This is a genomic window from Pseudomonas sp. DWP3-1-2, assembly GCF_049896285.1.
Classification (GTDB): domain Bacteria; phylum Pseudomonadota; class Gammaproteobacteria; order Pseudomonadales; family Pseudomonadaceae; genus Aquipseudomonas.
Window position 1 is genome coordinate 57,746 of sequence record NZ_JAFCTZ010000013.1, and the last position, 22,007, is coordinate 79,752.

Genomic DNA, 22,007 nt, shown 5'->3' on the forward strand with positions numbered 1-22,007 from the left:
TGACCGGACGTTATCGCGAGCGAGCTCGCTCCTACAGTTCAACCGCGAGGCAGTGATGGCGTCGGGCGGCGTCAGGAATATCGTCCTACAACAGAAACGCCTCAATCCGACAGATTCACCCTCAAAAATCCGACTTCAAAGCCACTTCATATAGGGCACAATCCTGCAGCCCGCGTAACTGTTGGGTGCCAGCCTCCAACGTGATATGTTTGCAGGCGTTTTACACAAAATATTTCAACGACTTTTATCCGAGCCTGCTGACTCTATGCGAATGCGCCTTATGCTGTTGGGCGGCGGGAATGCCCTCGGGCAGGCGCTGATTCGTCTGGGTGCCGAGGAAGACATTGGTTTCCTCGCGCCGCGTCCGCCGCAAGACGGCTGGGATGCAGCGAGCCTGACGCAACTGCTCGATGACACCCGTCCCGATGCCTTGATCAACCTTGCGTACTATTTCGACTGGTTCCAGGCCGAAACGGTAAGCGAGTCCCGTCTAGCCAGTCAGGAGCGCTCTGTGGAGCGCCTCGCCCAACTGTGCCAGCACCACAACATTGTCCTATTTCAGCCTTCAAGCTATCGGGTCTTCGATGGCTCGCGGGCAACGGCCTACAGCGAAAAAGACGAGCCAGTGCCTTTGGGCCTGCGCGGTCAGGCGCTGTGGCGTATTGAGCAAAGCGTGCGCGCCACCTGTCCGCAACATGTGCTGCTGCGTTTTGGCTGGTTGCTCGACGACAGCGCCGATGGCGTGCTGGGCCGTTTCCTGACCCGGGCCGAATCGCCCCAGGAGTTGCTGCTGGCCGATGACCGTCGTGGCAACCCGACGCCCGTCGACGACGCCGCGCGGGTGATTATCGCCGTGCTCAAGCAACTCGATTGCGAGGCACCCTTGTGGGGTACTTACCACTACGCCGGACACGAGGCGACGACGCCGCTGGCGTTGGGGCAAGCGATTCTTACTGAAGCCCGCCCACTGCATCCGCTGGCCATTGAATCGCCCACCGCCCAGGCCCACGCCGCACGACCGGACGCCGCCGAAGAGCCGCAACATGGCGTGCTGGCCTGCAAGAAAATCCTCCACACTTTTGGTATCAAGCCGCGCGCATGGCGTGCTGGCCTGCCAAGCCTACTGGATCGCTACTACCGACATGTTTGATGCTCCTGTCTTAATCACTGGCGGTGCCGGTTTCATCGGCTCGCACCTGACCGATGCGCTGCTCGCCAAAGGCTTCGCCGTTCGCATTCTTGATGACCTTTCCACCGGCAAGCGAAGCAACCTGCCGTTGAACAATGCGCGTGTGGAGTTGATCGAAGGGGATGTCGCTGACGCCGCCCTGGTGGCTCGTGTTGCTCAAGGGTGTCAGGGTGTTGTGCATCTGGCGGCCGTTGCTTCGGTGCAAGCCTCCGTGGAAGACCCGGTTCGCACGCACCAAAGCAATTTCATCGGCACGCTCAACGTATGCGAAGCCATGCGTCAGGCGGGTATCAAGCGCGTGGTCTTTGCTTCCAGCGCGGCGGTTTACGGCAACAATGGCGAAGGCGAGCCCATCAGTGAAGACACGCCCAAGTCACCGCTGACGCCTTACGCATCGGACAAGCTTTCCAGTGAGCACTATCTGGATTTCTACCGCCGCCAGCACGGCCTTGAACCGGTGATTTTTCGTTTCTTCAACATCTTCGGCCCGCGTCAGGATCCATCATCGCCTTACTCCGGCGTGATCAGTATTTTCGCTGAGCGCGCCGATAAGGGATTGCCGATTGCCATCTTTGGCGATGGCGAACAGACCCGGGATTTTTTCTATGTGGGCGATGTGGTCAAGCTGCTGACCCAAGCGCTGGAAATACCTGATCCTCAGGAAGGCGCCATCAACGTTGGCCTGAACCAGACAACATCGCTCAATCAGCTACTCGGCGCGTTGTCCGACGTACTGGGTCGGTTGCCTGAAATTACCTACAAAGAAGCCCGCTCGGGTGACATCAAGCATTCGCGCGCCAACAATCAGCGGCTCCTGTCGCGTTTCACCCTGGATGAGCCGACGCCGTTGACGGTCGGGCTGGCAAGGTTGCTGGGGCGCTGACTCTCGGCGCCTTTAAATCACAGGCATAAAAAAAGCACCGGCGAAGGTGCTTTTTTCGTTTCTGTGTCCCTTTCGGGTATCAGAACTTGTAACCAACACCTGCCATGTAGACCCATGGATCGATGTCGACGCTGACTTTGGTCTTGCCAACGCTCAGGGCAGACGGGCCGTCTACAGTGGCTTCGGTGTCGATGTCGACGTACCAGATCGAGGCGTTGAGCATGACCCTGTCGGTCAGCATGTAGTCCATACCGAGTTGAGCGGCCAGGCCGACGGAATCCTTGAGCTTGAGGTTGCTGAACCCTTCGCTTTTACGTGTGCCTGTCAGGTCAGTATCGAAGAACGTGGTGTAGTTGATACCGACACCGGCGTACGGCTGGAACTTCGATGTCGGCTCCATTGGGTAGTACTGCAGAGACAGGGTCGGAGGCAGTTGTTTGACGTCTGCCAGCTTGCCGTCCAGGCTCGCGCCCAGGCCCTTGACCGAAACGGTGTGGCTGAATGGCGACGCCGCCAGCAGCTCGATACCCACGTGCGAGGTCAACATGTAGGCGAAGGTCAGGCCCAGTTGATTATCGCCATCAACGGTCGCTTTGGTGCCCGATACCTTGGCGCCATCGAGTTTCAGCTCACCGCTGTCTTCGTTAGGCTCCACGTGCGCAACGCCGGCACGGACGATGAAGTCGCCTGCTTCGTGAGCCTGGGCTACGAGTGGCGAAGTGAGGGCGAGCGCAAAGAGGGAAGCGCTGAGCAAGGTCTTGTTCATGGGGGGCTCCAAAGGCGGTTCAAGTTGTCTGTGTACGATGTTACGTCGCGTCTGATACGCGGCTTTGACACAGCTCAATGAAAACGCGATGAAGCCCTTGCGGTTCAGGAATCCGGCAACTCATAGACCAGAATCTGGTCTGCTTCCATTTGATAACCCGCATCCGCCAGTTCACTGTTGGACGGCTTGACCTGCATGGGGCCTTCGATCCAGTACGGTTGATAAAGCTCGTCGACCTTCACGCCCAGCTCGCTGGTGACGTGCACGATCTGGTTGGAGGGCGGCGGCGGCACATGAATACAGGCGCCGAAGTACGGGACCAGCAGGAACTCGGTCACGCGGCCTTCCTCGCTGACTTCCAGCGGCACGATATAGCCCGGCAGGCGCACCCGTTGTCCATCGAGCGCTTTGACCACTGGCGCGTGGGGCGCTATTTGATGTGCAGCGGGCGCGGACTCCACCGACAGGGCATCGGAGAGCCTGGACAAATCATGGATCGGTGCCGTTACCGGAGCGATTTTCGGCGCATCCGGCGGGATCATTTCTTCCCAGGTCAGCACTCGAACGTCGGCTGCCCACAGCGGCGTCGCAACCGAAAGCAAAAGCGCGAGCAGCAGGCTGCGCATACACAATGTCCTCATAAACGGATCGACAAACCATCGGCCAACGACTGCCGATAGGCGCGCCATGCGGGCACCGTGCCCATCAATAACGCGGCGGCCAGAATACCGCCGAGCAGCGTCCATTCATATTCACTTGGCAGCGAGAGCGGAAGAAACAGCCCATAGTTTGATTGCACATAGCCTTGGGCGGCGGCGATGCCGACGTACAGCAACACCACGCCGCTCACCACGCCCGCCAGCGCCAGGGCGAACGCTTCCAGCACCAGCAGGCTTGCGATGTGCCAGGGACGAGCACCCACCGAGCGCAGGATCGCCATTTCCCGCCGACGTTCGTTGAGGCTGGTGAGGATGGCGGTCAGCATGCCGATCAATCCGGTCAGCACCACGAACAGCGAAATGACGAACAACGCTTTTTCGGCGGTGCCCATCAAGCTCCACAGTTCCTGCAACGCTACGCCGGGCAGGATCGCCAGCATCGGCTCGCCGCGATACTCATTGATCTCGCGCTGCACGCTGAAGGTAGCGATCTTGCTGTTGAGCCCAAGCAGAAACGCGGTAATCGCCTGAGGCTTGAGGTCCATGTTGCGGGCTTGATCGGCGGTGATTTTTTCGGCGCCGTGAGCGGGCACGCCGTTGTGCCAATCGATGTGAATCGCCTCCATGCCGCCCAGGCTGATGTGCAGCGTGCGGTCCACCGGCGTACCGGTACGCTTGAGAATGCCGACCACGGTAAACGGCTTGTCGTCGTGCTTGACCAGGCTGATCGCCGCGACGCCGTGGGCCAGGACCAGCTTGTCGCCCAGCTTGTATTTCAGCGCGTCGGCCACTTCGGCACCGAGCACCACTTCGAATGGATCGGTTGCAAAGGCGCGACCCTGAGCCAGTTCCAGATGCTGCTGGCGACCAAACTGGTAGTGCTCGAAATAACTTTCGTTGGTGCCCATCACTCGATAGCCGCGATGGGAGTCACCCAGGGAAATCGGGATCGCCCACTTCACCTGTTTGCTCTGGGCAAAGTGCTCGAAGCTGTCCCAGCGGATGTTATTGGTGGCGTTACCAATGCGGAACACCGAGTAGAGCAGCAGGTTGACCGACCCGGAGCGTGCGCCGACGATCAGGTCCGTGCCGCTGATGGTGCTGGCAAAACTGGCGCGGGCTTCGGTGCGCACTCGCTCGACAGCCAATAACAGGCACACTGACAGGGCAATGGCGAACGCCGTGAGAAAGGCGGTGAAACGACGGTTAGCCAGACTGGCCATGGCTAGGCGAAACAGATACATCTCAGACCTCTGCGGCGACGGCGGCGCGATTGAGTTCGGACAACGACAGCGCGCGGTCGAACAGCGGCGCAAGGCTTTGATCATGGCTGACGAACAACAGGCTGGCGCCTGCTTCGCGGCATTCGGCAAATAACAGCTTGATGAACGCTTCCCGTGCGTCGGCGTCCAGGGCTGAAGTGGGCTCGTCAGCGATCACCAGTTCTGGCTGGCCGATCAAGGCCCGGGCTGCGGCCACTCGTTGCTGTTGGCCGATGGACAAGGAATCCGCGCGACGCTCGAGCATTTCCGGGTCTTTAAGGCCCAGATGGGCGAGCAAGGTGACACCGGCTTTTTCCACGCTGCCGTGACGTTGAATCGCCCGTTGCGCCCGGACTTTGGAGAAGTGGCACGGCAGCTCGACGTTCTCCCGCACGGACAGAAACGGCAACAGATTGAACTGCTGGAAGATGTAGCCCGTGTGATCGACCCGGAAGCGGTCCCGGGCGCTGGCAGACAGCTGCGTCAGTTCCTGGCCCAGCAGGCGAATGCTGCCGCGATTGGGTGTCTGCACGCCGCCGAGCAGACCGAGCAGGGTGGTCTTGCCGCTGCCGCTGGGGCCTTTGAGGAACAGCGTTTCCCCAGCCTCCAGGCGGAATGCCGGAATGTCCAGCAACTGCGCATGCCCCGGCCAGGTAAAACCGAGGTCGGACAATTCAATAAGTGCGTGGGTCATAGCCTGCTTGATGGCCTTGTGCGTGGCATGGGCGGTAAAGACAAACGACCGGGCAAGCCCGGTCGGTTTGGAACCATAGCGCAATCAGAACTTCAGTTTCGGATTGCTTGGACGCACTTCCGCGCCTGACTGGCCTTTTGGCGAAATCAGCTGCACCTGAAGTTTCTGGGTGGCCGGGAATGACTTGAAGATCTGTGACAGGTCGAGGGTTTTCAGCACGGCTGGCACCTTGCAGTTGAAGGCGTAGTGACCGTGAATTTCGCTGTGTTCGTCGTGCTCATCGGCCTTCGCGTCGTCATGGTCGTGGTCATCAGCGTCAGGCTTGTCGCCGAACAACGGGCTTTCCAGTTTCAACGACGTCACCGAACACTGCGCTGCTTCCGGCATGCTGAACAGAGCGTTGGGCTTGAGCAACACCTCGCGGGCGGCGACGACCTTGGCTTTGTCTTCATCGCTGGTGGCCTGGTGTTCGAAGCCGACGATGTTCATGGCCGGGCTGTCCAGTTCGAACTCCAGTGTCTGGCCCTCCAATGCCACGTCCAGGCGACCCACGCCATGCTCATGTGCGCCGAGGCTGCCATGTTCGTGATCGTGGTCATGCTCTTCCGCCGCGTGAGCGAGGGCGAGTGGCAGCAGGGCGAACGGCAGGGCAAGAAGCAGACGGCGCATAAACGGTCTCCGGGACACATTTGGATAAAATCGTTATGTGATCTTATAACAATTATGCGTCCGAGTAACCCCGCTGAAATGCGCCTTGTCCGCGAACGCGTTAGGCCAGACGCGAGATGTGTATTGGATGTGCCGACTTTTTCGCGGGCAAGCCTCGCTCCAACGGGTATTTCCATCTTTGAACGCGGTTGTCACGGTCTCTTCGTAAATGAAATACGGTCCACCTGTAGGAGCGAGGCTTGCCCGCGAACGCGGCAGGTCAGACGCAAGAGGTGTATCGGATGTACCGGCCCTTTCGCGGGCGAGCCTCGCTCCAACGGGTATTTCCATCTTTGAACGCGGTTGTCACGGTCTCTTCGTAAATGAAATACGGTCCATCTGTAGGAGCGAGGCTTGCCCGCGAAGGCGTCAGGTCAGACGCAAGAGGTGTATCGGATGTACCGGCCTTTTCGCGGGCAAGCCTCGCTCCAACGGGTATTTCCATCTTTGAACGCGGTTGTCACGGGTCTCTTCGCGAATGAATCCGCTCCCACAATGAAATACGGTCCATCTGTAGGAGCGAGGCTTGCCCGCGAACGCGTCAGGTCAGACGCAAGAGGTGTATCGGATGTACCAGCCTTTTCGCGGGCAAGCCTCGCTCCAACGGGTATTCCAATCTTTGAACGCGGTTGTCACGGGTCTCTTCGTAAATGAAATACGGTTCACCTGTAGGAGCGAATTCATTCGCGAAGGCGGTGGCTCAAATGCGAGCATGTCCCCCAGCAGAAAAAACGAGGAAACCCACATGTTGCGCATTCGAGGAACGGTCGGCGATTGGCCGGTGGATTTGACGCTGGAGCTGGACGAAGGTGACTGGGCGCAATTGGGTGCGCAGCTCAAGGCCGTCAAGCCCGAAGCGGCCGTGGCCGACAGCAAACCGGTCAGTCAGGACGATGCACTTTGGCAAGTCGCTCAGGACTTGCTTCGCAAGGCGGGGCAGATGAGTGGGCCGCAGTTGCTGCATCAACTGGAAGGCCTGACCGGCAGCACAGCGGCGGGCAAGCGTCTGTTAGTGCGCTTGCGCCACAGTGCGCAGGTTAAGGTCGAGAGCGGCCAGGACGCGCCGCTCTATAGCTGGAAGGACTAGTACAGGGCGGCAAACAACTTGCGACGGTACGCGGTGACCAGTGGGTGATCGTTGCCCAGCAGGTCGAACACTTGCAGCAGGGTTTTGTGTGGCAAGCCGTCGGCGTAGTTACGGTTGCGGATGAACAGCTTGAGCAGGCCTTCCAGCGCGGCTTCGTATTGCTGGCGCGCCAGTTGCTGAATCGCCAGTTGATGCACGGCTTCATCGTCCTGCGGGTTTTGCGCGACCCGGGCCTTGAGCTCGGCGGCATCGGGGAAGGCTTTGGCTTCAGCCAGGAACGTCAGTTGCGCACGCGCGCCGGCCAGTTCCGCTTTGTGGTCGTCGCTCTTGACGGCATCCAGCACTGTCCGGGCTTCGCCCAGCTCACCGCGCTCAGCCAGGCAGCGTGCGTAGAGAATCAGCGCTGCGGCATTGGTGTTGTCTTCGGTCAGTAATTGCTGGAGCGCCGCTTCGGCTTCAGCGAAATGACTTTCAGCGAACATCTCCTGAGCTTGCTTGAGCGGGTCGGCAGCCACAGGCGCGGGCATGACCACGTGCTGATCAAGAATCTTGCGAATTTCCGACTCAGGCTGTGCACCGGTGAAGCCATCGATGGGCTGGCCGTCCTTGAACAACACCACGGTGGGCAGGCTGCGGATGCCGAAGCGGGCGACGATGTCCTGCTCGGCGTCGCAATCGACCTTGGCCAACAGCAGTTCGCCCTGATATTCCTCGGTGATTTTGGCCAGCAGGGGCATCAGCACCTTGCAGGGCGCACACCACTCGGCCCAGAAATCCACCAGCACGGGTTGGTCGAATGACTTGTCGATGACCAGTTGCTGAAAGGTCTCAGCGGTGGCGTCGAAGATGTAGGAGGTTTCCTGGTTCATTGCGAGTCTCGGGAATCTGAATGCCGCCAACTATAAAGGGCGCGGGGGTTTGCGCAAAGCCTGAACGAGAACCGTCTCAGCGCTGTGCGTGATACAGGCTCACCTGCCGAAATTCATGAGGCTCGGCCAGGTCAGGCAATGTGTGCGCTTCAAGGATGCCCAGGCGCTCATAGGCCGGGTGCTGAAAGTCCCTGACGCGGGAGTCCGCCACCAAGGCTTGCTGCCCACGACTCAGGAACTGATCAAGCAGCGGCAGGTTGGCCCGGTCATAGAGAACATCAGCGACGAGAATCAGATCGAAACGATCGGCTTCGCTGAAAAAATCCGTTGAATAACTCAACTGCACGTCATTGAGTTCAGCATTTGCCTGGCAGGCGTCAAGGGCCAGTGGATCAAGATCGCAGGCCACCACTTCCCGCGCACCTGCCTTGAGCGCTGCGATCGCCGCAACACCCGAGCCCGCTCCGAAATCCAGTACGGTCTTCCCGGCAACCCAGTCTGGATGCTCCGCCAGAAAACGGGCCAGTGCCAGGCCGCTGGCCCAGCAAAAACCCCAGTAAGGCGGTTCGTCGAGGATGCGCCGGGTTTCTTCGGGGCTGAAGGCGCGGTCCATGTTTTCGGCGTCTATCAGCCACAGCTTCAGGGCTGTTTCAGGGAGTGGCGTGGCAACCAGGCGGGCATCGCCGAGCAGTTCGCTCAGCGACCGCTGCAGGTGAAACGGTGGGATCATGGCGCGGGTTCGAATTGCAGCGCTCCCAGCGCCTGAGTGGTGGGCTGCTGGATCTGTACGGACGGCAGGTGCAGGATCAATTGCCCGGATTTGCTCGCCCGGCCACGCAATTCAACCCGCGCCCCGACGGGAAAAGCCTCGGGGTTGAAGCGCAGTTGAAACGGCAGGGATTGATTGTTGCCGGCCAGTTTGGTGCTGGTCAGCAGTTTTTGCGGGCGACCCTGAGCGTCGATCACCAGCAGGGCCAATTCCACTTCGGCACCGGCCGGCACGCCCAGCAACTGGCCGCTCAGCTCGCGCTGAAAGGGTTGCAGTGGCCCCGGGCCGTCGGGCGCTTTAGTCGTCGGCGCGGTTACGGCTTTGGTAGGGGAAGGTTTGGCGGCATCGTTGCTGCTGCACGCAGCGAGCAGCCCGACGAGGCCGAGCAGGATAAACGGTCGTAGCGTCATGAACAGCTCCAACAAATACTTATACGAAGGACGGCCATGGGAACCGTTCATTCATCGCTGACGGGAGGTAAAAAGCTTCACGCTGTGGGGAGTATTACTCAACCGCTCGTGCGCTGCGCGTCTATATACCGTAAAGGCCAAGACTTGTCTTGCCTGCGGGATGCGCTACCATGGCCGCCCTTCCTATTTTTGTTGCCTGCGCCCATGCACTGTCCCTTCTGCGGTGCCAATGACACCAAAGTCATCGACTCACGCCTCGTTGCCGAAGGCGAACAGGTACGTCGCCGTCGCGAATGCCTGGCCTGTGGTGAGCGATTCACCACCTTCGAAACCGCCGAACTGGTGCTGCCGCGTCTGATCAAGCAAGACGGCAGTCGTCAGCCTTTCGATGAAGAAAAACTGCGCGCCGGTATGCAGCGTGCCCTTGAAAAGCGCCCGGTCAGTGTCGAACGGCTCGAAGCCGCGCTGGCCCACATCAAGCACAAGCTGCGGGCGACGGGTGAGCGCGAGGTCAAATCCCTGGTGGTGGGTGAACTGGTCATGAGCGAGCTGCAAAAGCTCGACGAAGTGGCCTATATCCGCTTCGCATCGGTCTACAAGCGCTTTCAGGACCTCAACGAGTTTCGGGAAGAGATTGATCGTCTGGCGCGTGAGCCGGTTCAAGAGTGAGTGCGCCGTTGACTGAGCAAACCGCGCTGGACGTCCATTACATGGCGCGTGCGCTGGAACTGGCGCGCAAGGGTATTTATTCCACGCATCCCAACCCCCGGGTCGGCTGCGTCATCGTGCGTGATGGGCAGATTGTTGGCGAAGGCTGGCATGCACGGGCGGGCGAACCCCACGCCGAAGTCCACGCACTGCTGCATGCCGGCGACAAGGCCAAAGGCGCCACTGCATACGTCACCCTCGAACCTTGCAGCCATCACGGTCGTACACCGCCGTGTGCCGACGCGCTGGTCAATGCCGGTGTCGCGCGGGTGGTGGCGGCCATGCAGGACCCCAATCCCGACGTGGCCGGTCGCGGCCTGTTGCGGTTGATGGGGGCGGGCATTGCGGTGCAGTGCGGTGTGCTGGAAAGCGAAGCCCGAGCCCTGAATAAAGGCTTCTTGAAGCGCATGGAAAAAGGCCTGCCTTACGTGCGGGTCAAAATGGCCATGAGCCTGGACGGTCGCACGGCCATGGCCAGCGGCGAGAGCCAGTGGATCACCGGGCCGCAGGCACGCTCGGCCGTTCAGCGTCTGCGTGCGCAGTCGAGTGTGGTGCTCACCGGGGCGGACACCGTCCTGGCGGACAATGCCCGGTTGACCGTGCGCCCCGACGAACTGGGCCTCAATGCCGAGTTGACCGCGCTGGCAATGACGCGTCCGCCGTTGCGTGTCCTGGTCGATGGTCGCTTGCGGGTGCCGTTGAGTGCGCCGTTCTTTCAGGCCGATCATGCGCTGGTTGCCACATGCGCAGCGGCGTCGGCCCGAGAGCGCTATCACGATGAAGGCCATGACATGCTGGCCCTGGCGGGCGCGGGGGGGCATGTGGATCTGCGCAAATTAATGGTCGAGCTGGCGGCGCGGGGCACCAACGACGTGTTGATCGAAGCCGGACCGCGTCTGGCGGGGGCGTTCACGCGCCTGGGGCTGGTTGACGAATTTCAGATTTTCATCGCGGGCAAGTTTCTCGGCTCTTCGGCCCGCCCGTTGCTCGACCTGCCATTGGCGCAGATGAGTGAAGCGCTGGAGCTGAACATCCTGGAAATGCGTGCCGTTGGCAATGACTGGCGAGTCATTGCGATACCAACGCCGCTGGCGGGCGTATAATTTCGGCCTTTCGCTCAGCGCGCAGGCTTTGGTCTTCTGGAGGACCCCATGTTTACCGGCATCATCGAATCCATCGGCAGCATCCGCGCCATGACCCCTAAAGGCGGCGATGTCCGCGTTTATGTGGAAACCGGCAAGCTCGATCTGGGCGACGTCAAGCTGGGCGACAGCATCGCGGTCAACGGCGTTTGCCTGACTGCGGTAGAACTGCCGGGCGACGGCTTCTGGGCTGACGTGAGCCGCGAAACCCTCGACGTGACAGCAATGGTCGATCTCAAACCCGGCAGCCGCGTCAACCTGGAAAAAGCCCTGACGCCTACGACCCGCCTGGGCGGTCATCTGGTCAGCGGTCATGTGGACGGCGTTGGCGAGATCCTGTCCCGAGAGGAAAACGCCCGGGCGATTCAGTTCCGCGTTCGTGCGCCACGGGAGCTGGCCAAGTACATCTCCCATAAAGGCTCGATCACGGTCGATGGCACCAGCCTGACCGTGAACGCCGTCGATGGCGCTGAGTTTGAACTGACCATCGTGCCGCATACACTGGCTGAAACCATCATGTCCGACTACCGTGCGGGCCGTAAGGTGAACCTGGAGGTGGACCTGCTGGCGCGCTATCTGGAGCGTCTGTTGATGGGTGACAAGGCCGCCGATTCCTCCAAAGGGCAGGCTGGCACCATCACTGAAAGTTTTCTGGCCGCCAACGGCTACCTCAAATCCTGACTCAAGGGGGTGCCACGTGGCGCTCAACAGTATCGAAGAGCTGGTTGAAGACATTCGCCAGGGCAAAATGGTCATCCTCATGGACGACGAAGATCGCGAGAACGAAGGCGATCTGATCATGGCCGCCGAGTGTGTGAAAGCCGAACACATCAATTTCATGGCCAAGCACGCCCGCGGGTTGATTTGCATGCCCATGACGCGCGAACGCTGCGAAACCCTCAAGCTGCCCTTGATGGCCCCGCGTAACGGTTCCGGTTTCGGCACCAAGTTCACCGTGTCCATCGAAGCCGCCGAAGGCGTGACCACCGGCATTTCCGCTGCAGACCGCGCCCGCACCGTGCAAGCCGCGGCCGCCAAGGACGCCAGGGCAGAAGACATCGTCAGCCCCGGGCACATTTTCCCGTTGATGGCCCAGGCCGGTGGCACGCTGTCCCGCGCCGGGCACACGGAAGCGGCCTGCGATCTGGCGCGCATGGCGGGTTTCGAACCCAGCGGTGTGATCTGCGAAGTGATGAACGACGACGGCACCATGTCCCGTCGCGCCGAACTGGAGACCTTTGCTGCTGAACACAACATCAAGATCGGCACCATCGCCGACCTGATTCACTACCGCATGATCCATGAACGTACCGTTCAGCGGATTGCCGAGCAGCCGATGGACAGCGAACTGGGCCAGTTCAACCTGGTGACCTACCGCGATTCCGTGGAAGGCGACGTGCATCTGGCCCTGACCCTGGGCAAGATTTGCGCCGATGAACCGACGCTGGTCCGGGTCCACAACATGGACCCGCTGCGCGATCTGCTGATGGTCAAGCAGCCCGGCCGCTGGAGCCTGCGCGCCGCTATGTCCGCGGTCTCCAAGGCTGGCAGCGGTGTCGTGCTGCTGCTCGGACACCCGCTGGATGGCGACGTTCTTCTGGCTCATATTCGTGAGACCGCCGAACAGTTGCCGATCAAATCGCCGACCACGTACAGCACGGTCGGTGCCGGTTCGCAGATCCTTCGTGACCTGGGCGTGCGCAAAATGCGCCTGATGAGTTCACCGATGAAGTTCAATGCGATATCCGGTTTCGATCTGGAAGTTGTAGAATACGTGCCCTCCGAATAAATACCGGCAGGGCGTTGGCGGTCGAACCTTCAGGGTTATGCCGCTTTCGCCCTGACAGTGACGATTCGTGGCCTAAAATCCCTCAAAGTCCGCCGCCAAGGCGTGCTTGCTCTTTAAGACGAGACTCACCCGAATGACCCTGAAGACCATCGAAGGTACCTTCATCGCCCCCCAAGGTCGCTACGCCCTTGTGGTAGGCCGTTTCAACAGCTTTGTCGTGGAAAGCCTGGTGAGCGGTGCCGTTGATGCCCTGGTTCGCCATGGCGTGAGCGAAAGCGACATCACCATCATCCGTGCGCCGGGTGCCTTCGAAATTCCACTGGTTGTGCAGAAAGTTGCCCAACTGAGCGAATACTCCGCCATCGTTGCCCTCGGCGCGGTCATTCGCGGTGGTACTCCGCACTTTGAATACGTGGCTGGCGAATGCGTCAAAGGCCTGTCTCAGGTGTCCATGGAATTCGGTATCCCGGTCGCCTTCGGCGTGCTGACCGTTGATTCCATCGAGCAAGCCATCGAGCGTTCCGGCACCAAGGCTGGCAACAAAGGCGCAGAAGCGGCGCTGTCCGCCCTTGAAATGGTTAGCCTGCTGGCGCAGTTGGAGGCCAAGTGATTTCCGACGAAAGCGATCAGTTCAACCCACGCGAAGAAAAATCGCCTGAAGTTGCCAAAAGCAAGAGTGCCAAGCGTCGCGAAGCGCGCCAGATGGCCACTCAGGCCCTGTATCAGTGGCACATGGCAGGTCATTCGCTGAATGAAATCGAGGCGCAGTTCCGCGTCGATAACGATTTCAAGAACGTCGATGGCGCTTATTTCAGCGAGCTGTTGCGCGGCGTGCCGACCAACAAGAGCGAAATCGACGCCGTGCTCGCGCCTTGCCTGGACATCACCATCGAAGAGCTCGACCCGGTTGAGCTGGCGATCCTGCGTCTGTCCACCTACGAGCTGCTCAAGCGCATCGACGTGCCTTACCGCGTTGTGATCAACGAAGGCATCGAGCTGGCCAAAGTGTACGGCTCCACCGACGGCCACAAGTTCGTCAATGGCGTGCTCGACAAGCTGGCTCCGCGTCTGCGCGAAGTCGAAGTCAAGGCGCACAAGCGCTAGGAAGAGCCGTTGGAGCGAGGCTTGCCCGCGAAGAGGCCGGAACATTCAGCCGATATTCCGGAAGGAAGATCGGCTTCGCGGGCAAGCCTCGCTCCAACGTGTCCTGCAGGACGAGACTGAAATGGGCGAGTTCGAACTGATCCGCAATTACTTCGCCGCTGCCCCCTGTGCGCAGGCGGGCGAGGGCGTTGCTCTGGGGATCGGTGACGACTGCGCCTTGCTGACGCTGCCCCCCGGCGCGCAGTTGGCAATCTCCACCGATACCCTGGTGACCGGGGTGCACTTCCCCGATGTGTGTGACCCTTTCCTCCTCGCCCAGCGTGCGCTTGCGGTTTCTGCCAGCGACCTTGCGGCCATGGGGGCCACGCCCGTTGCCTTCACCCTTGCCTTGACCCTGCCTGACGTTGACGCCGACTGGCTGCACGCCTTTGCCCGCGGCCTGAACGTCATGGCGCAAGGCTGTGGGCTACGCTTGGTGGGCGGGGACACGACCCGCGGGCCGTTGAGCCTGACCCTGACGGTTTTTGGCCGGGTGCCCGCCGGGCAGGCCCTGACCCGCCGTGGCGCGCAGCCGGGCGACCTGCTCTGTGTCGGCGGCCCACTGGGCGATGGCGCAGGTGCATTGACGCTGGTGTTGAACGAGCGCGAAGCTCAGGCGTCTACCGCTCAGGCGTTATTGGCACGTTACTGGACACCTCAGCCGCAATTGGCGCTGGGGCAGGCCCTTCGGGGCAAGGCCAGTGCCGCTTTGGACATTTCAGACGGGCTGTTGGCGGACTGCGGGCATATCGCGTTGGCGTCCAAGGTGCGCTTGGTGGTGGAGCGGGAAACACTGCCCATGTCCGGGCATCTGTTGGAACTGCTCGGCTTGCAGGCCGCCCAACAGGCAGCGCTCAGTGGCGGTGATGATTACGTGCTGGCCTTTACCCTGCCGCCCGGTCATCTGGCGGGTTTGCAGGCAGCGGGCTGGCCGGTGCACGTCATTGGCCGTGTCGAGGCGGGTGAGGGCGTTGCGCTGATTGACGCCAATGGGCAGGACATTCCCGTCCTGACTCGCGGCTATCAACATTTTCGGGAGACACGGTGACAGATCATCCTAAGCAGGTCCCGGCGGAAAACGTTCCACCGTCGGTCTGGACCAATCCCTGGCACTTCCTGGCGTTCGGCTTCGGTTCCGGCACGCTGCCCAAGGCGCCGGGAACCTGGGGCTCTATTGTCGCCGTGCCGTTCATTCCGCTGTGGCAGATGCTGCCGGACTGGGGTTACTGGCTGATGCTGGGCATCACCATGCTGTTCGGCTTCTGGCTGTGCGGCAAAGTGGCTGACGATCTGGGCGTGCATGACCATGAAGGCATCGTCTGGGATGAAATGGTCGGCATGTGGATCACGTTGTGGCTGGTGCCCGAAGGGTGGGTCTGGCTGTTGGTGGGGTTTCTGGTGTTCCGCTTCTTCGACATCCTCAAGCCTTGGCCCATCCACTGGATAGACCGGCATGTCAGCGGTGGCGTAGGCATCATGCTCGACGACGTCCTGGCAGGCGTGTTCGCCTGGCTGGCCATGCAGGTTCTGGTCTGGGGCTGGCATTTCATCTGACTGAGCGGGGCGCGTCGCGACCTGCGACGTGCCCGCATCGTCATCATCCAGACGCATCCATCCAGCTTTCCGATCGATATGGCCAGCAATTGAGCCTGAGCGTGGGCGGGAACCTGCTGTTACAATGCCGCCTTGCGAATTTCCAGTCCTCATACTGATCAGGAGCACACGGTGCCCGTCGTATTTGTCGCCGCTTCCAAGCTGCCAACCCCGTTTGCGCAATTCACCATGCATGGCTTTCTTGAATCTGCAACGGGTCGTGAACATCTCGTTTTGAGCCTCGGCGATGTGTCCGATGGCGCCCCGGTCCTTGGCCGGGTGCATTCCGAATGCCTGACCGGCGATGCCTTGTTCAGTCAGCGTTGCGACTGCGGCTCCCAGCTCGAGGCCGCGCTGCGTGCTATTGCTTCCGAAGGGCGCGGCGTCTTGCTCTATCTGCGTCAGGAAGGTCGGGGCATTGGCCTGCTGAACAAAATCCGCGCTTACGAGTTGCAGGACGGCGGCGCCGATACTGTGGAGGCCAATGAACGTCTCGGTTTTGCTGCGGACCAGCGTGACTACGCCATCTGCCTGCCGATGCTGCAGCATTTGGGTGTCGAATCCTTGCGCTTGATGACCAACAACCCGCGCAAGGTCAAAGCCTTGACCGAAATGGGCATCACCGTCGCCGAACGCGTGCCGCTGCACACCGGCCACAATCCGCACAACAAACTGTACCTGGCCACCAAGGCCGGGAAGCTGGGCCACATGATGGGCAATGAGCATCAGGGCGAGGCAGACCGGGCGTGAACCGCAATAACGTGAGACGTCGCCTGGCGCTGGCGTGGTGGGGGCAGTTGCTGTTGACGCTCGGCCCCTTGATTGTGGCCTGTGCGCTGTTTGGCTCCGATGACACCATGTCATTGGTGTTGGCGATGCCGCTGTTCATCGCCGGGTTGCTCTCGATGTTTGTCAGCCTCAAGCCCTTTGGTGCCTACAAACGGGCATTGATCGCCACCGAGGCTGCGCTGGACACCCCTGAAGAATCCGCTGCCTGGGCCCACCTGGGCGCAGTGCGGCGCAAAGCATTTCTCGCGGCAGGACTGCCCGCCTGGATTGCCGCCGCTGCAGTGTTTGTGGGGCTGGAGGCGGTGCCGTTGGTGTTACTGGCGATTTCCAGCGTGGTGTTGTTGTACCTGTATCGGATACCGCGGCAGTTGGGCTGAGGTCACGGTCCGCAGCCTGATGATCGTGGGACCTCCACACCTCGTGGGACCGGCTTTAGCCGGGAAGAAGCCAGGGCGTTCGCTGCATCTGCATCGCCTGAACTACCCCTTCCCGGCTAAAGCCGGTCCCACGGTGTGAACTGCACCCCCAACGATGCTCAACCAATCAACACTAACCGCTCGTTGATCGCCGCTTCGATTCCCGCTTCATCCAGACCACATTCCGCCAGCATTTGCGCGGGCTTGGCGTGCTCGACGTAAGCGTCCGGCAAGCCCAGGTGCAGCACGGACTTGAGGATGTTCTCACGGGCCAGGAATTCGCTGACAGCCGCGCCAGCGCCGCCCATCACGGCGTTTTCTTCGAGGGTCACCAACAGTTCGTGATTGGCGGCAGCATCGCGGATCAAGGCTTCATCAATCGGCTTGACGAAGCGCATGTCGATGACCGTGGCATCAAGCTTTTCGGCCACTTTCAAGGCGTCGGCCAGCTGCACGCCAAACACCAGGATAGCGACGCCCTGGCCGTTACGACGCACCACGCCTTTGCCGATCTCGATGGGCGCAAGGCTGCTGTCGATCATTGCGTTCGGGCCGGTGCCACGCGGATAACGCACCGCCGCCGGGCCTTCATGCAGGTAGCCGGTGCTGAGCATCATGCGCAGTTCGTTTTCATCGCTCGGCGCCATCACCACCATGCCGGGGATGCAACGCAGGTAAGACAAGTCGAAGCTGCCCGCGTGGGTCGGGCCGTCTTCGCCCACCAGACCGGCGCGGTCGATGGCGAACAGCACGTCGAGGTTCTGCACGGCCACGTCATGAATCAGCTGATCGTAGCCGCGCTGCAAAAACGTTGAGTAAATCGCCACGACCGGCTTGGAGCCTTCGCAGGCCATGCCCGCCGCCAGCGTGACGGCGTGCTGTTCTGCGATGGCGACGTCGAAGTAACGCTCCGGGAAGCGTTCGCTGAACGCCACCAGATCCGAGCCTTCTTTCATCGCCGGCGTGATGCCGACCAGCCGCGAATCGGCTTGGGCCATGTCGCAGATCCACTGGCCGAAAACGCCGGAATACTTCGGGCCGCTGACCTTTTTCGGCGCGGCAATCGGCGCGTTCAAGGGTTCGAGCTTGGTGATGGCGTGGTAGCCGATCGGATCGGCTTCGGCAGGTGCGAAGCCTTTGCCTTTCTTGGTCACCACGTGCAGGAATTGCGGGCCCTTGAGGTCACGCATGTTGCGCAGCGTGGCGATCAGGGTCGGCAGGTCGTGGCCATCGATAGGGCCGATGTAGTTCCAGCCCAGCTCTTCGAACAAGGTGCCGGGGACCAGCATGCCTTTGGCGTATTCTTCCGTGCGCCGGGCTATTTCCCAGGCACCGGGCAAGCGTGACAGCACTTTTTTGCTGCCTTCGCGCATGCTGGCGTACGTGCGGCTGGAAAGGATCTTGGCCAGATAGTTCGACAGCCCGCCGACGTTGCGCGAGATCGACATGTCGTTGTCGTTGAGGATCACCAGCATGTCGGCGGCCACTTCAGGCGCGTGGTTCAACGCTTCGAACGCCATGCCTGCGGTCAGTGCGCCGTCACCGATAACGGCGATGGCCTTTCGCGAGCTGCCCTGCAGGCGGGCGGCAATGGCCATGCCCAAGGCGGCGCTGATGGACGTGCTGGAGTGACCGACGCCAAAGGTGTCGTACTCGCTCTCGCTGCGCCGCGGAAAAGCGGCGACGCCGTCCTTCTGACGCAGCGTAGCCATGCGCTGACGCCGACCGGTGAGGATTTTGTGGGGATACGCCTGATGACCGACGTCCCAGACCAGACGGTCGTCCGGGGTATCGAATACATAATGCAGGGCGATGGTCAGCTCGATGACACCGAGGCCGGCACCGAAATGCCCGCCAGTCTGACCAACAGAATAAAGAAGCTCCAGGCGCAGTTCATCGGCCAGGGCTTCCAGCTCGGCTTCACCCAGCCGACGCAAGCCGTCCGGCGTTTCGGCACGGTCGAGCAGCGGCGTGGCGGGGCGCTCGCGGGGAATCTCTTTGAACGTCGTGGGCATCAGGCGAATCGTTATTAGTAAAAGAGGCGGCAGTTTACCTGATGCATCGCATGCTGCCCATGAAGTGCGGCAGTGGATGGTCAGACACAAAGATCAAACTCATGACTGTGACCTGACTCACGGAAGCCAGTTCGTCATCTTTTGAGGGCCGAGAGCCTTTTAGTTACGTCGCTCGACGATGTAGCGGGCCAGATCGCGCAGCGGTTGTGCGGCCGCGTCGAAAGGTCGCAGGGCATCCAGCGCCTGATCGCGCAACTCCAGGGCGTAAGCCTTGGCAGCGTCCAGGCCCAGCAACGCGGGGTAAGTCGGTTTGTCCCGGGCGATGTCGGCGCCCTGGCGTTTGCCCAGGGTCGCGGTATCGCTTTCGACGTCCAGAATGTCGTCCTGCACCTGAAAGGCCAGGCCTATGGCGTAGGCGTAGGTCTGCAATGCATCGAGTCGGGCTTGATCGGCGTGGCCGCTGGCCAGGGCGCCGAGCTTGACGCTGGCTTCAATCAGCGCGCCGGTCTTGTGCCGATGCATAAAGGCCAGGGCGGTCTGATCGAGCTTGATGCCCACCGACCCCAGATCAATGGCCTGACCGCCGACCATGCCCGCAGGCCCCGCAGCGAATGCCAGCGCACCGACCATTTGCAGGCGGGTTTCTGCATCCTGTGGCGTCAGGCGCTGATCGAACAGCGCCGTAAACGCCAGGCTTTGCAGACCATCTCCGGCCAGAATCGCGCAGGCTTCATCGAACGCCTTGTGAGTGGTCGGCTGGCCGCGCCGCAGGTCGTCGTCGTCCATGGCGGGCAAATCGTCGTGGACCAGCGAATAAGCGTGGATCAACTCCACCGCACAGGCCGCACCATTGGCATCTTCAGCCCTGCCGCCAAACGCCTCGCAGGCTGCATAAGCGAGCAACGGGCGTACACGCTTGCCGCCGTTCATCACGCTGTAGCGCATGGCCGCGTAAAGGCGCGTCAGCTCCGGGCTTGGCGCGACAAACAGGCTGTCGAGCGCCGCATTGACCCGCTGTTGGCACTGGGCCTGATAGCTTGCAATCATTCGGGCTGTTCCGCATCGAACGGCTCTTCAGCCAACTCGCCGTCGCGCTCCAGCAACACCTGAACCTTCTGCTCCGCCTGGGCCAAAGCGCCCTGGCAGTCGCGGGTCAGACGGATGCCTTGTTCGAACGCAGTCAAGGAATCCTCCAGCGACAACTCGCCATTCTCCAGACGCTCTACCAGCGTTTGCAGATCAGCGAGGGATTGTTCGAAATCCAGTGCAGCTTTCTTGCGGGCCATGAGCGCTATTCCGGTAGAGGTTAAACCGCCGCGACACTAGCAGAGCGAGGGCGTCGGGGCAAATTGAGCTGTCCGATCGGTACTGGAAATTTCCGCCAGATCGGGCTCACTTTAAAAGCTGCAATGCCAGGGCAAAGCTTGAGAGCGTCGTAATGAGCGAGGATCGAGCCGAAGAGGGGCAGACGGGGATCTAAAAAACCTGTTGAATGCAACGCAGGCGTACACCTTCGACTTCGAACACCACCCCGTCGTAAATGGAGGCTTTATGAAACTGGTCGGCATGCTGGACTCACCCTACGTGCGTCGCGTGGCTATTTCCCTGGATTTGTACGGTGTCGATTTTGAGCATCTGCCGCTCTCGGTCTTCAGCACCTTCAAAGAGTTTTCCAAAATCAATCCCGTGGTCAAAGCCCCAACGCTGGTGCTGGATGATTCGACCACGCTGATGGATTCAAGCCTGATCCTGGACTACTTCGAACACTTGGCCCCCGCCGAGAAAAAGCTGCTGCCTCAATCCCCCGCAGCCCGCGCCCACGACCTGCAATTGCTCGGGCTGGCCCTGGCCGCCTCCGAGAAAACCGTGCAAATCGTCTATGAACACAAGCTGCGGCCATCGGAAAAACTTCACGAACCGTGGATCGAACGCGTAACCGGGCAACTGCTGGCCGCCTATTCCGCCCTGGAAAAACAGCTCGCCAACCCCCCGAGCGAACCCCTGACCCAAGCCACCCTCACCGCCGCAGTGGTCTGGTCGTTCACCCAGCACATGCTGCCAGACGCAATCAACACCGAAGCCTTCCCCAACCTGCAACGCAATGCTGATCTGGCAGAGCAGCATTCGGCGTTTAGGAAGTATTCGATTGAGTGAGTTGCAGGTGGGGGCGCAGGCCGGTTTGTGACGGACGAGGTGTACCGGTCAGTACTCGACGAAGTAGTCGCTGTCCAGATGCCTCACTTCGTAAACCTGCTTCACGCTGCAACCCAGGTTGTTTTCGACCATCAGCCGTGCCAACTCGAGACCATCGATCAGCACCACTTTTATATCCAGGCTCATAGCGGCTTCGCGGGCACCGCTGGAGAAGTCCGAAGTGGTAATGAATACCCCCTTGCGGGCGCGCTGGCGGGTGAGGGCGCCAATGAACTTGTCGATCTCCGGACGGTGGACGGTGTGAGTCCAGCGCTTGGCTTGCAGGTAGATCACGTCCAGGCCGAGCTTGTCTTCCTTGATGATGCCGTCAATGCCGTCGTCGTTGGTTTGCTGGGTCGCTTGCCCTGCCTCCTTGCGTGAGCCGCCATAACCCATGGCGATCATCAGGTCGACCACCAGTTGCTCGAAAAAGGTCGGCGAGGCGGCACGCACTTGAGTCAGCAGATCATCAGCCAGCGATTGCGTCAGCGCCTGGTGTGCTGCGGCCAGTTGCTCGTCGGGGGTGGCTTGCTCGACCGGCTCGCTTTGCAAAGCCTGTGTGGCGTTGTCGGCGGGTGTGGTCGAATGAAACGCGGCGAATTCCGGGTATTGCTTGAGCCAACTCACGGTAATGCGTGCCGGGCCGCTGTCCAGTGCCTCGCGACCGCGCTCAGTGATCTGCACCATTCCTTTGGTGGGAATGCTCAGCAGCCCCGCCTTGTTCAGATAGGTGCGTGCCCAACCGACTCTGTTGTTGATCACCGTCTGCTTGCCGGAAGGCAGGCGCTCGGTGCGCTCCTCCTCGTTAAGCACAAACGCGTCGGCGATGCGCTCGCGCAGTTCGCTCAGCGCTATCGGAGTGCCGTCGGCAACGGTGGCGAGCACCGGCCGCATGACGCTTTGAAAATCCGGGATTGGCATCG

At 60.9% G+C, this 22,007-nt stretch carries 26 protein-coding genes; 14 read left to right on the plus strand and 12 right to left on the minus strand.

What is annotated here, in order from left to right; genetic code table 11:
• The first annotated feature begins 265 nt into the window (after positions 1 to 265).
• A complete protein-coding gene (locus ACP7B0_RS21190) occupies positions 266 to 1,150 on the plus strand; it encodes a sugar nucleotide-binding protein (protein WP_426143606.1) in 885 nt (294 codons plus the stop codon).
• Positions 1,143 to 2,072, plus strand: coding sequence for an NAD-dependent epimerase/dehydratase family protein (locus tag ACP7B0_RS21195; protein ID WP_426143608.1), 930 nt, complete (start codon positions 1,143 to 1,145; stop codon positions 2,070 to 2,072). Before ACP7B0_RS21190 ends, ACP7B0_RS21195 begins: the two co-directional genes overlap by 8 nt.
• A gap of 79 nt (positions 2,073 to 2,151) precedes the next feature.
• Here ACP7B0_RS21195 and ACP7B0_RS21200 read toward each other — a convergent pair whose 3' ends face one another.
• The 5 genes from ACP7B0_RS21200 to ACP7B0_RS21220 form a co-directional block, all read right to left on the minus strand.
• Positions 2,152 to 2,838: an OmpW/AlkL family protein gene (locus ACP7B0_RS21200; protein WP_426143610.1), complete on the minus strand. Its 687-nt coding sequence runs from the start codon at positions 2,836 to 2,838 to the stop codon at positions 2,152 to 2,154.
• A gap of 104 nt (positions 2,839 to 2,942) precedes the next feature.
• Positions 2,943 to 3,464 (minus strand): DUF3299 domain-containing protein, encoded by a 522-nt coding sequence (locus tag ACP7B0_RS21205; RefSeq protein ID WP_426143612.1) that lies wholly within the window; start codon positions 3,462 to 3,464, stop codon positions 2,943 to 2,945.
• 11 nt (positions 3,465 to 3,475) lie between these two features.
• Positions 3,476 to 4,741 (minus strand): ABC transporter permease, encoded by a 1,266-nt coding sequence (locus ACP7B0_RS21210; protein ID WP_426143614.1) that lies wholly within the window; start codon positions 4,739 to 4,741, stop codon positions 3,476 to 3,478.
• Position 4,742: 1 nt separating this feature from the next.
• Positions 4,743 to 5,453, minus strand: coding sequence for an ABC transporter ATP-binding protein (locus ACP7B0_RS21215; protein WP_426143672.1), 711 nt, complete (start codon positions 5,451 to 5,453; stop codon positions 4,743 to 4,745).
• An 84-nt stretch (positions 5,454 to 5,537) separates the two neighbouring features.
• Entirely contained in the window at positions 5,538 to 6,122 is a 585-nt protein-coding gene (locus ACP7B0_RS21220) for a DUF2796 domain-containing protein (RefSeq protein ID WP_426143616.1), read from the minus strand.
• A gap of 784 nt (positions 6,123 to 6,906) precedes the next feature.
• On the opposite strand from ACP7B0_RS21220, the gene ACP7B0_RS21225 reads away from it, so the two are divergent.
• Entirely contained in the window at positions 6,907 to 7,248 is a 342-nt protein-coding gene (locus ACP7B0_RS21225; RefSeq protein WP_426143618.1) for a hypothetical protein, read from the plus strand.
• Here the strand turns inward: ACP7B0_RS21225 and trxA are convergent.
• The 3 genes from trxA to ACP7B0_RS21240 all read right to left on the minus strand — a co-directional run bounded on the left by trxA (position 7,245) and on the right by ACP7B0_RS21240 (position 9,296).
• Positions 7,245 to 8,117, minus strand: coding sequence for a thioredoxin (trxA, locus tag ACP7B0_RS21230; RefSeq protein WP_426143619.1), 873 nt, complete (start codon positions 8,115 to 8,117; stop codon positions 7,245 to 7,247). The two genes, ACP7B0_RS21225 and trxA, sit on opposite strands and share 4 nt — an antisense overlap.
• 76 nt (positions 8,118 to 8,193) lie before the next feature.
• Positions 8,194 to 8,847 carry a class I SAM-dependent methyltransferase gene (locus ACP7B0_RS21235; RefSeq protein WP_426143621.1) on the minus strand — a complete coding sequence of 218 codons (654 nt, stop codon included), beginning with the start codon at positions 8,845 to 8,847 and terminating at the stop codon, positions 8,194 to 8,196.
• Positions 8,844 to 9,296 carry a YbaY family lipoprotein gene (locus tag ACP7B0_RS21240; protein ID WP_426143623.1) on the minus strand — a complete coding sequence of 151 codons (453 nt, stop codon included), beginning with the start codon at positions 9,294 to 9,296 and terminating at the stop codon, positions 8,844 to 8,846. Before ACP7B0_RS21240 ends, ACP7B0_RS21235 begins: the two co-directional genes overlap by 4 nt.
• Positions 9,297 to 9,500: 204 nt before the next feature.
• Between ACP7B0_RS21240 and nrdR the strand changes: the two genes are divergently transcribed.
• The 10 genes from nrdR to ACP7B0_RS21290 all read left to right on the plus strand — a co-directional run bounded on the left by nrdR (position 9,501) and on the right by ACP7B0_RS21290 (position 16,837).
• Positions 9,501 to 9,965 (plus strand): transcriptional regulator NrdR, encoded by a 465-nt coding sequence (gene nrdR, locus ACP7B0_RS21245; protein WP_426143625.1) that lies wholly within the window; start codon positions 9,501 to 9,503, stop codon positions 9,963 to 9,965.
• Positions 9,966 to 10,006: 41 nt separating this feature from the next.
• On the plus strand, positions 10,007 to 11,107 hold the full coding sequence (ribD, locus tag ACP7B0_RS21250; protein ID WP_426143673.1) for a bifunctional diaminohydroxyphosphoribosylaminopyrimidine deaminase/5-amino-6-(5-phosphoribosylamino)uracil reductase RibD: 1,101 nt from the start codon (positions 10,007 to 10,009) through the stop codon (positions 11,105 to 11,107).
• Between the two features lie 48 nt (positions 11,108 to 11,155).
• Positions 11,156 to 11,827, plus strand: coding sequence for a riboflavin synthase (locus ACP7B0_RS21255; protein ID WP_020289645.1), 672 nt, complete (start codon positions 11,156 to 11,158; stop codon positions 11,825 to 11,827).
• Positions 11,828 to 11,843: 16 nt separating this feature from the next.
• Positions 11,844 to 12,935 (plus strand): bifunctional 3,4-dihydroxy-2-butanone-4-phosphate synthase/GTP cyclohydrolase II, encoded by a 1,092-nt coding sequence (ribBA, locus tag ACP7B0_RS21260; RefSeq protein WP_426143627.1) that lies wholly within the window; start codon positions 11,844 to 11,846, stop codon positions 12,933 to 12,935.
• A gap of 133 nt (positions 12,936 to 13,068) precedes the next feature.
• Complete coding sequence (gene ribH, locus ACP7B0_RS21265; protein WP_426143629.1) at positions 13,069 to 13,545, plus strand: 6,7-dimethyl-8-ribityllumazine synthase; 477 nt, start codon at positions 13,069 to 13,071, stop codon at positions 13,543 to 13,545.
• Positions 13,542 to 14,039, plus strand: coding sequence for a transcription antitermination factor NusB (gene nusB, locus ACP7B0_RS21270; protein ID WP_426143630.1), 498 nt, complete (start codon positions 13,542 to 13,544; stop codon positions 14,037 to 14,039). Before ribH ends, nusB begins: the two co-directional genes overlap by 4 nt.
• 121 nt (positions 14,040 to 14,160) lie before the next feature.
• On the plus strand, positions 14,161 to 15,126 hold the full coding sequence (gene thiL, locus ACP7B0_RS21275; protein ID WP_426143631.1) for a thiamine-phosphate kinase: 966 nt from the start codon (positions 14,161 to 14,163) through the stop codon (positions 15,124 to 15,126).
• Positions 15,123 to 15,632 carry a phosphatidylglycerophosphatase A family protein gene (locus ACP7B0_RS21280; RefSeq protein ID WP_426143632.1) on the plus strand — a complete coding sequence of 170 codons (510 nt, stop codon included), beginning with the start codon at positions 15,123 to 15,125 and terminating at the stop codon, positions 15,630 to 15,632. The genes thiL and ACP7B0_RS21280 overlap by 4 nt, the downstream gene beginning before the upstream one ends.
• A gap of 171 nt (positions 15,633 to 15,803) precedes the next feature.
• On the plus strand, positions 15,804 to 16,421 hold the full coding sequence (gene ribA, locus ACP7B0_RS21285; protein ID WP_020289639.1) for a GTP cyclohydrolase II: 618 nt from the start codon (positions 15,804 to 15,806) through the stop codon (positions 16,419 to 16,421).
• Entirely contained in the window at positions 16,418 to 16,837 is a 420-nt protein-coding gene (locus ACP7B0_RS21290; RefSeq protein WP_426143633.1) for an MFS transporter, read from the plus strand. Before ribA ends, ACP7B0_RS21290 begins: the two co-directional genes overlap by 4 nt.
• Before the next feature lie 158 nt (positions 16,838 to 16,995).
• Here the strand turns inward: ACP7B0_RS21290 and dxs are convergent, their stop codons facing one another.
• The 3 genes from dxs to ACP7B0_RS21305 form a co-directional block, all read right to left on the minus strand.
• Entirely contained in the window at positions 16,996 to 18,891 is a 1,896-nt protein-coding gene (gene dxs, locus ACP7B0_RS21295) for a 1-deoxy-D-xylulose-5-phosphate synthase (RefSeq protein WP_426143634.1), read from the minus strand.
• A gap of 159 nt (positions 18,892 to 19,050) precedes the next feature.
• Entirely contained in the window at positions 19,051 to 19,938 is an 888-nt protein-coding gene (locus ACP7B0_RS21300; protein ID WP_426143635.1) for a polyprenyl synthetase family protein, read from the minus strand.
• Positions 19,935 to 20,177 (minus strand): exodeoxyribonuclease VII small subunit, encoded by a 243-nt coding sequence (locus ACP7B0_RS21305; RefSeq protein WP_020289635.1) that lies wholly within the window; start codon positions 20,175 to 20,177, stop codon positions 19,935 to 19,937. Before ACP7B0_RS21305 ends, ACP7B0_RS21300 begins: the two co-directional genes overlap by 4 nt.
• Positions 20,178 to 20,442: 265 nt before the next feature.
• On the opposite strand from ACP7B0_RS21305, the gene ACP7B0_RS21310 reads away from it, so the two are divergent.
• Positions 20,443 to 21,045: a glutathione S-transferase family protein gene (locus ACP7B0_RS21310; protein ID WP_426143636.1), complete on the plus strand. Its 603-nt coding sequence runs from the start codon at positions 20,443 to 20,445 to the stop codon at positions 21,043 to 21,045.
• A 48-nt stretch (positions 21,046 to 21,093) separates the two neighbouring features.
• Here the strand turns inward: ACP7B0_RS21310 and ACP7B0_RS21315 are convergent, their stop codons facing one another.
• Positions 21,094 to 22,005, minus strand: a complete 912-nt coding sequence (locus ACP7B0_RS21315) for a restriction endonuclease (RefSeq protein WP_426143638.1) — start codon at positions 22,003 to 22,005, stop codon at positions 21,094 to 21,096.
• Positions 22,006 to 22,007 lie beyond the last annotated feature (2 nt).

Coding starts and splice junctions, on each gene's coding strand:
- ribH (WP_426143629.1), top strand. CDS start 13,069: ATGACCCTGAAGACCATCGAAGGTACCTTCATCGCCCCCCAAGGTCGC.
- thiL (WP_426143631.1), top strand. CDS start 14,161: ATGGGCGAGTTCGAACTGATCCGCAATTACTTCGCCGCTGCCCCCTGT.
- ACP7B0_RS21205 (WP_426143612.1), bottom strand. CDS start 3,464: ATGCGCAGCCTGCTGCTCGCGCTTTTGCTTTCGGTTGCGACGCCGCTG.
- ACP7B0_RS21310 (WP_426143636.1), top strand. CDS start 20,443: ATGAAACTGGTCGGCATGCTGGACTCACCCTACGTGCGTCGCGTGGCT.
- trxA (WP_426143619.1), bottom strand. CDS start 8,117: ATGAACCAGGAAACCTCCTACATCTTCGACGCCACCGCTGAGACCTTT.
- ACP7B0_RS21195 (WP_426143608.1), top strand. CDS start 1,143: ATGTTTGATGCTCCTGTCTTAATCACTGGCGGTGCCGGTTTCATCGGC.
- ACP7B0_RS21210 (WP_426143614.1), bottom strand. CDS start 4,741: ATGTATCTGTTTCGCCTAGCCATGGCCAGTCTGGCTAACCGTCGTTTC.
- ACP7B0_RS21300 (WP_426143635.1), bottom strand. CDS start 19,938: ATGATTGCAAGCTATCAGGCCCAGTGCCAACAGCGGGTCAATGCGGCG.
- ACP7B0_RS21190 (WP_426143606.1), top strand. CDS start 266: ATGCGAATGCGCCTTATGCTGTTGGGCGGCGGGAATGCCCTCGGGCAG.
- ACP7B0_RS21200 (WP_426143610.1), bottom strand. CDS start 2,838: ATGAACAAGACCTTGCTCAGCGCTTCCCTCTTTGCGCTCGCCCTCACT.
- ACP7B0_RS21215 (WP_426143672.1), bottom strand. CDS start 5,453: ATGACCCACGCACTTATTGAATTGTCCGACCTCGGTTTTACCTGGCCG.
- ACP7B0_RS21305 (WP_020289635.1), bottom strand. CDS start 20,177: ATGGCCCGCAAGAAAGCTGCACTGGATTTCGAACAATCCCTCGCTGAT.
- ACP7B0_RS21240 (WP_426143623.1), bottom strand. CDS start 9,296: ATGACGCTACGACCGTTTATCCTGCTCGGCCTCGTCGGGCTGCTCGCT.
- dxs (WP_426143634.1), bottom strand. CDS start 18,891: ATGCCCACGACGTTCAAAGAGATTCCCCGCGAGCGCCCCGCCACGCCG.
- ACP7B0_RS21255 (WP_020289645.1), top strand. CDS start 11,156: ATGTTTACCGGCATCATCGAATCCATCGGCAGCATCCGCGCCATGACC.
- ACP7B0_RS21225 (WP_426143618.1), top strand. CDS start 6,907: ATGTTGCGCATTCGAGGAACGGTCGGCGATTGGCCGGTGGATTTGACG.
- ACP7B0_RS21235 (WP_426143621.1), bottom strand. CDS start 8,847: ATGATCCCACCGTTTCACCTGCAGCGGTCGCTGAGCGAACTGCTCGGC.
- ribD (WP_426143673.1), top strand. CDS start 10,007: ATGGCGCGTGCGCTGGAACTGGCGCGCAAGGGTATTTATTCCACGCAT.
- ACP7B0_RS21315 (WP_426143638.1), bottom strand. CDS start 22,005: ATGCCAATCCCGGATTTTCAAAGCGTCATGCGGCCGGTGCTCGCCACC.
- ACP7B0_RS21220 (WP_426143616.1), bottom strand. CDS start 6,122: ATGCGCCGTCTGCTTCTTGCCCTGCCGTTCGCCCTGCTGCCACTCGCC.
- nrdR (WP_426143625.1), top strand. CDS start 9,501: ATGCACTGTCCCTTCTGCGGTGCCAATGACACCAAAGTCATCGACTCA.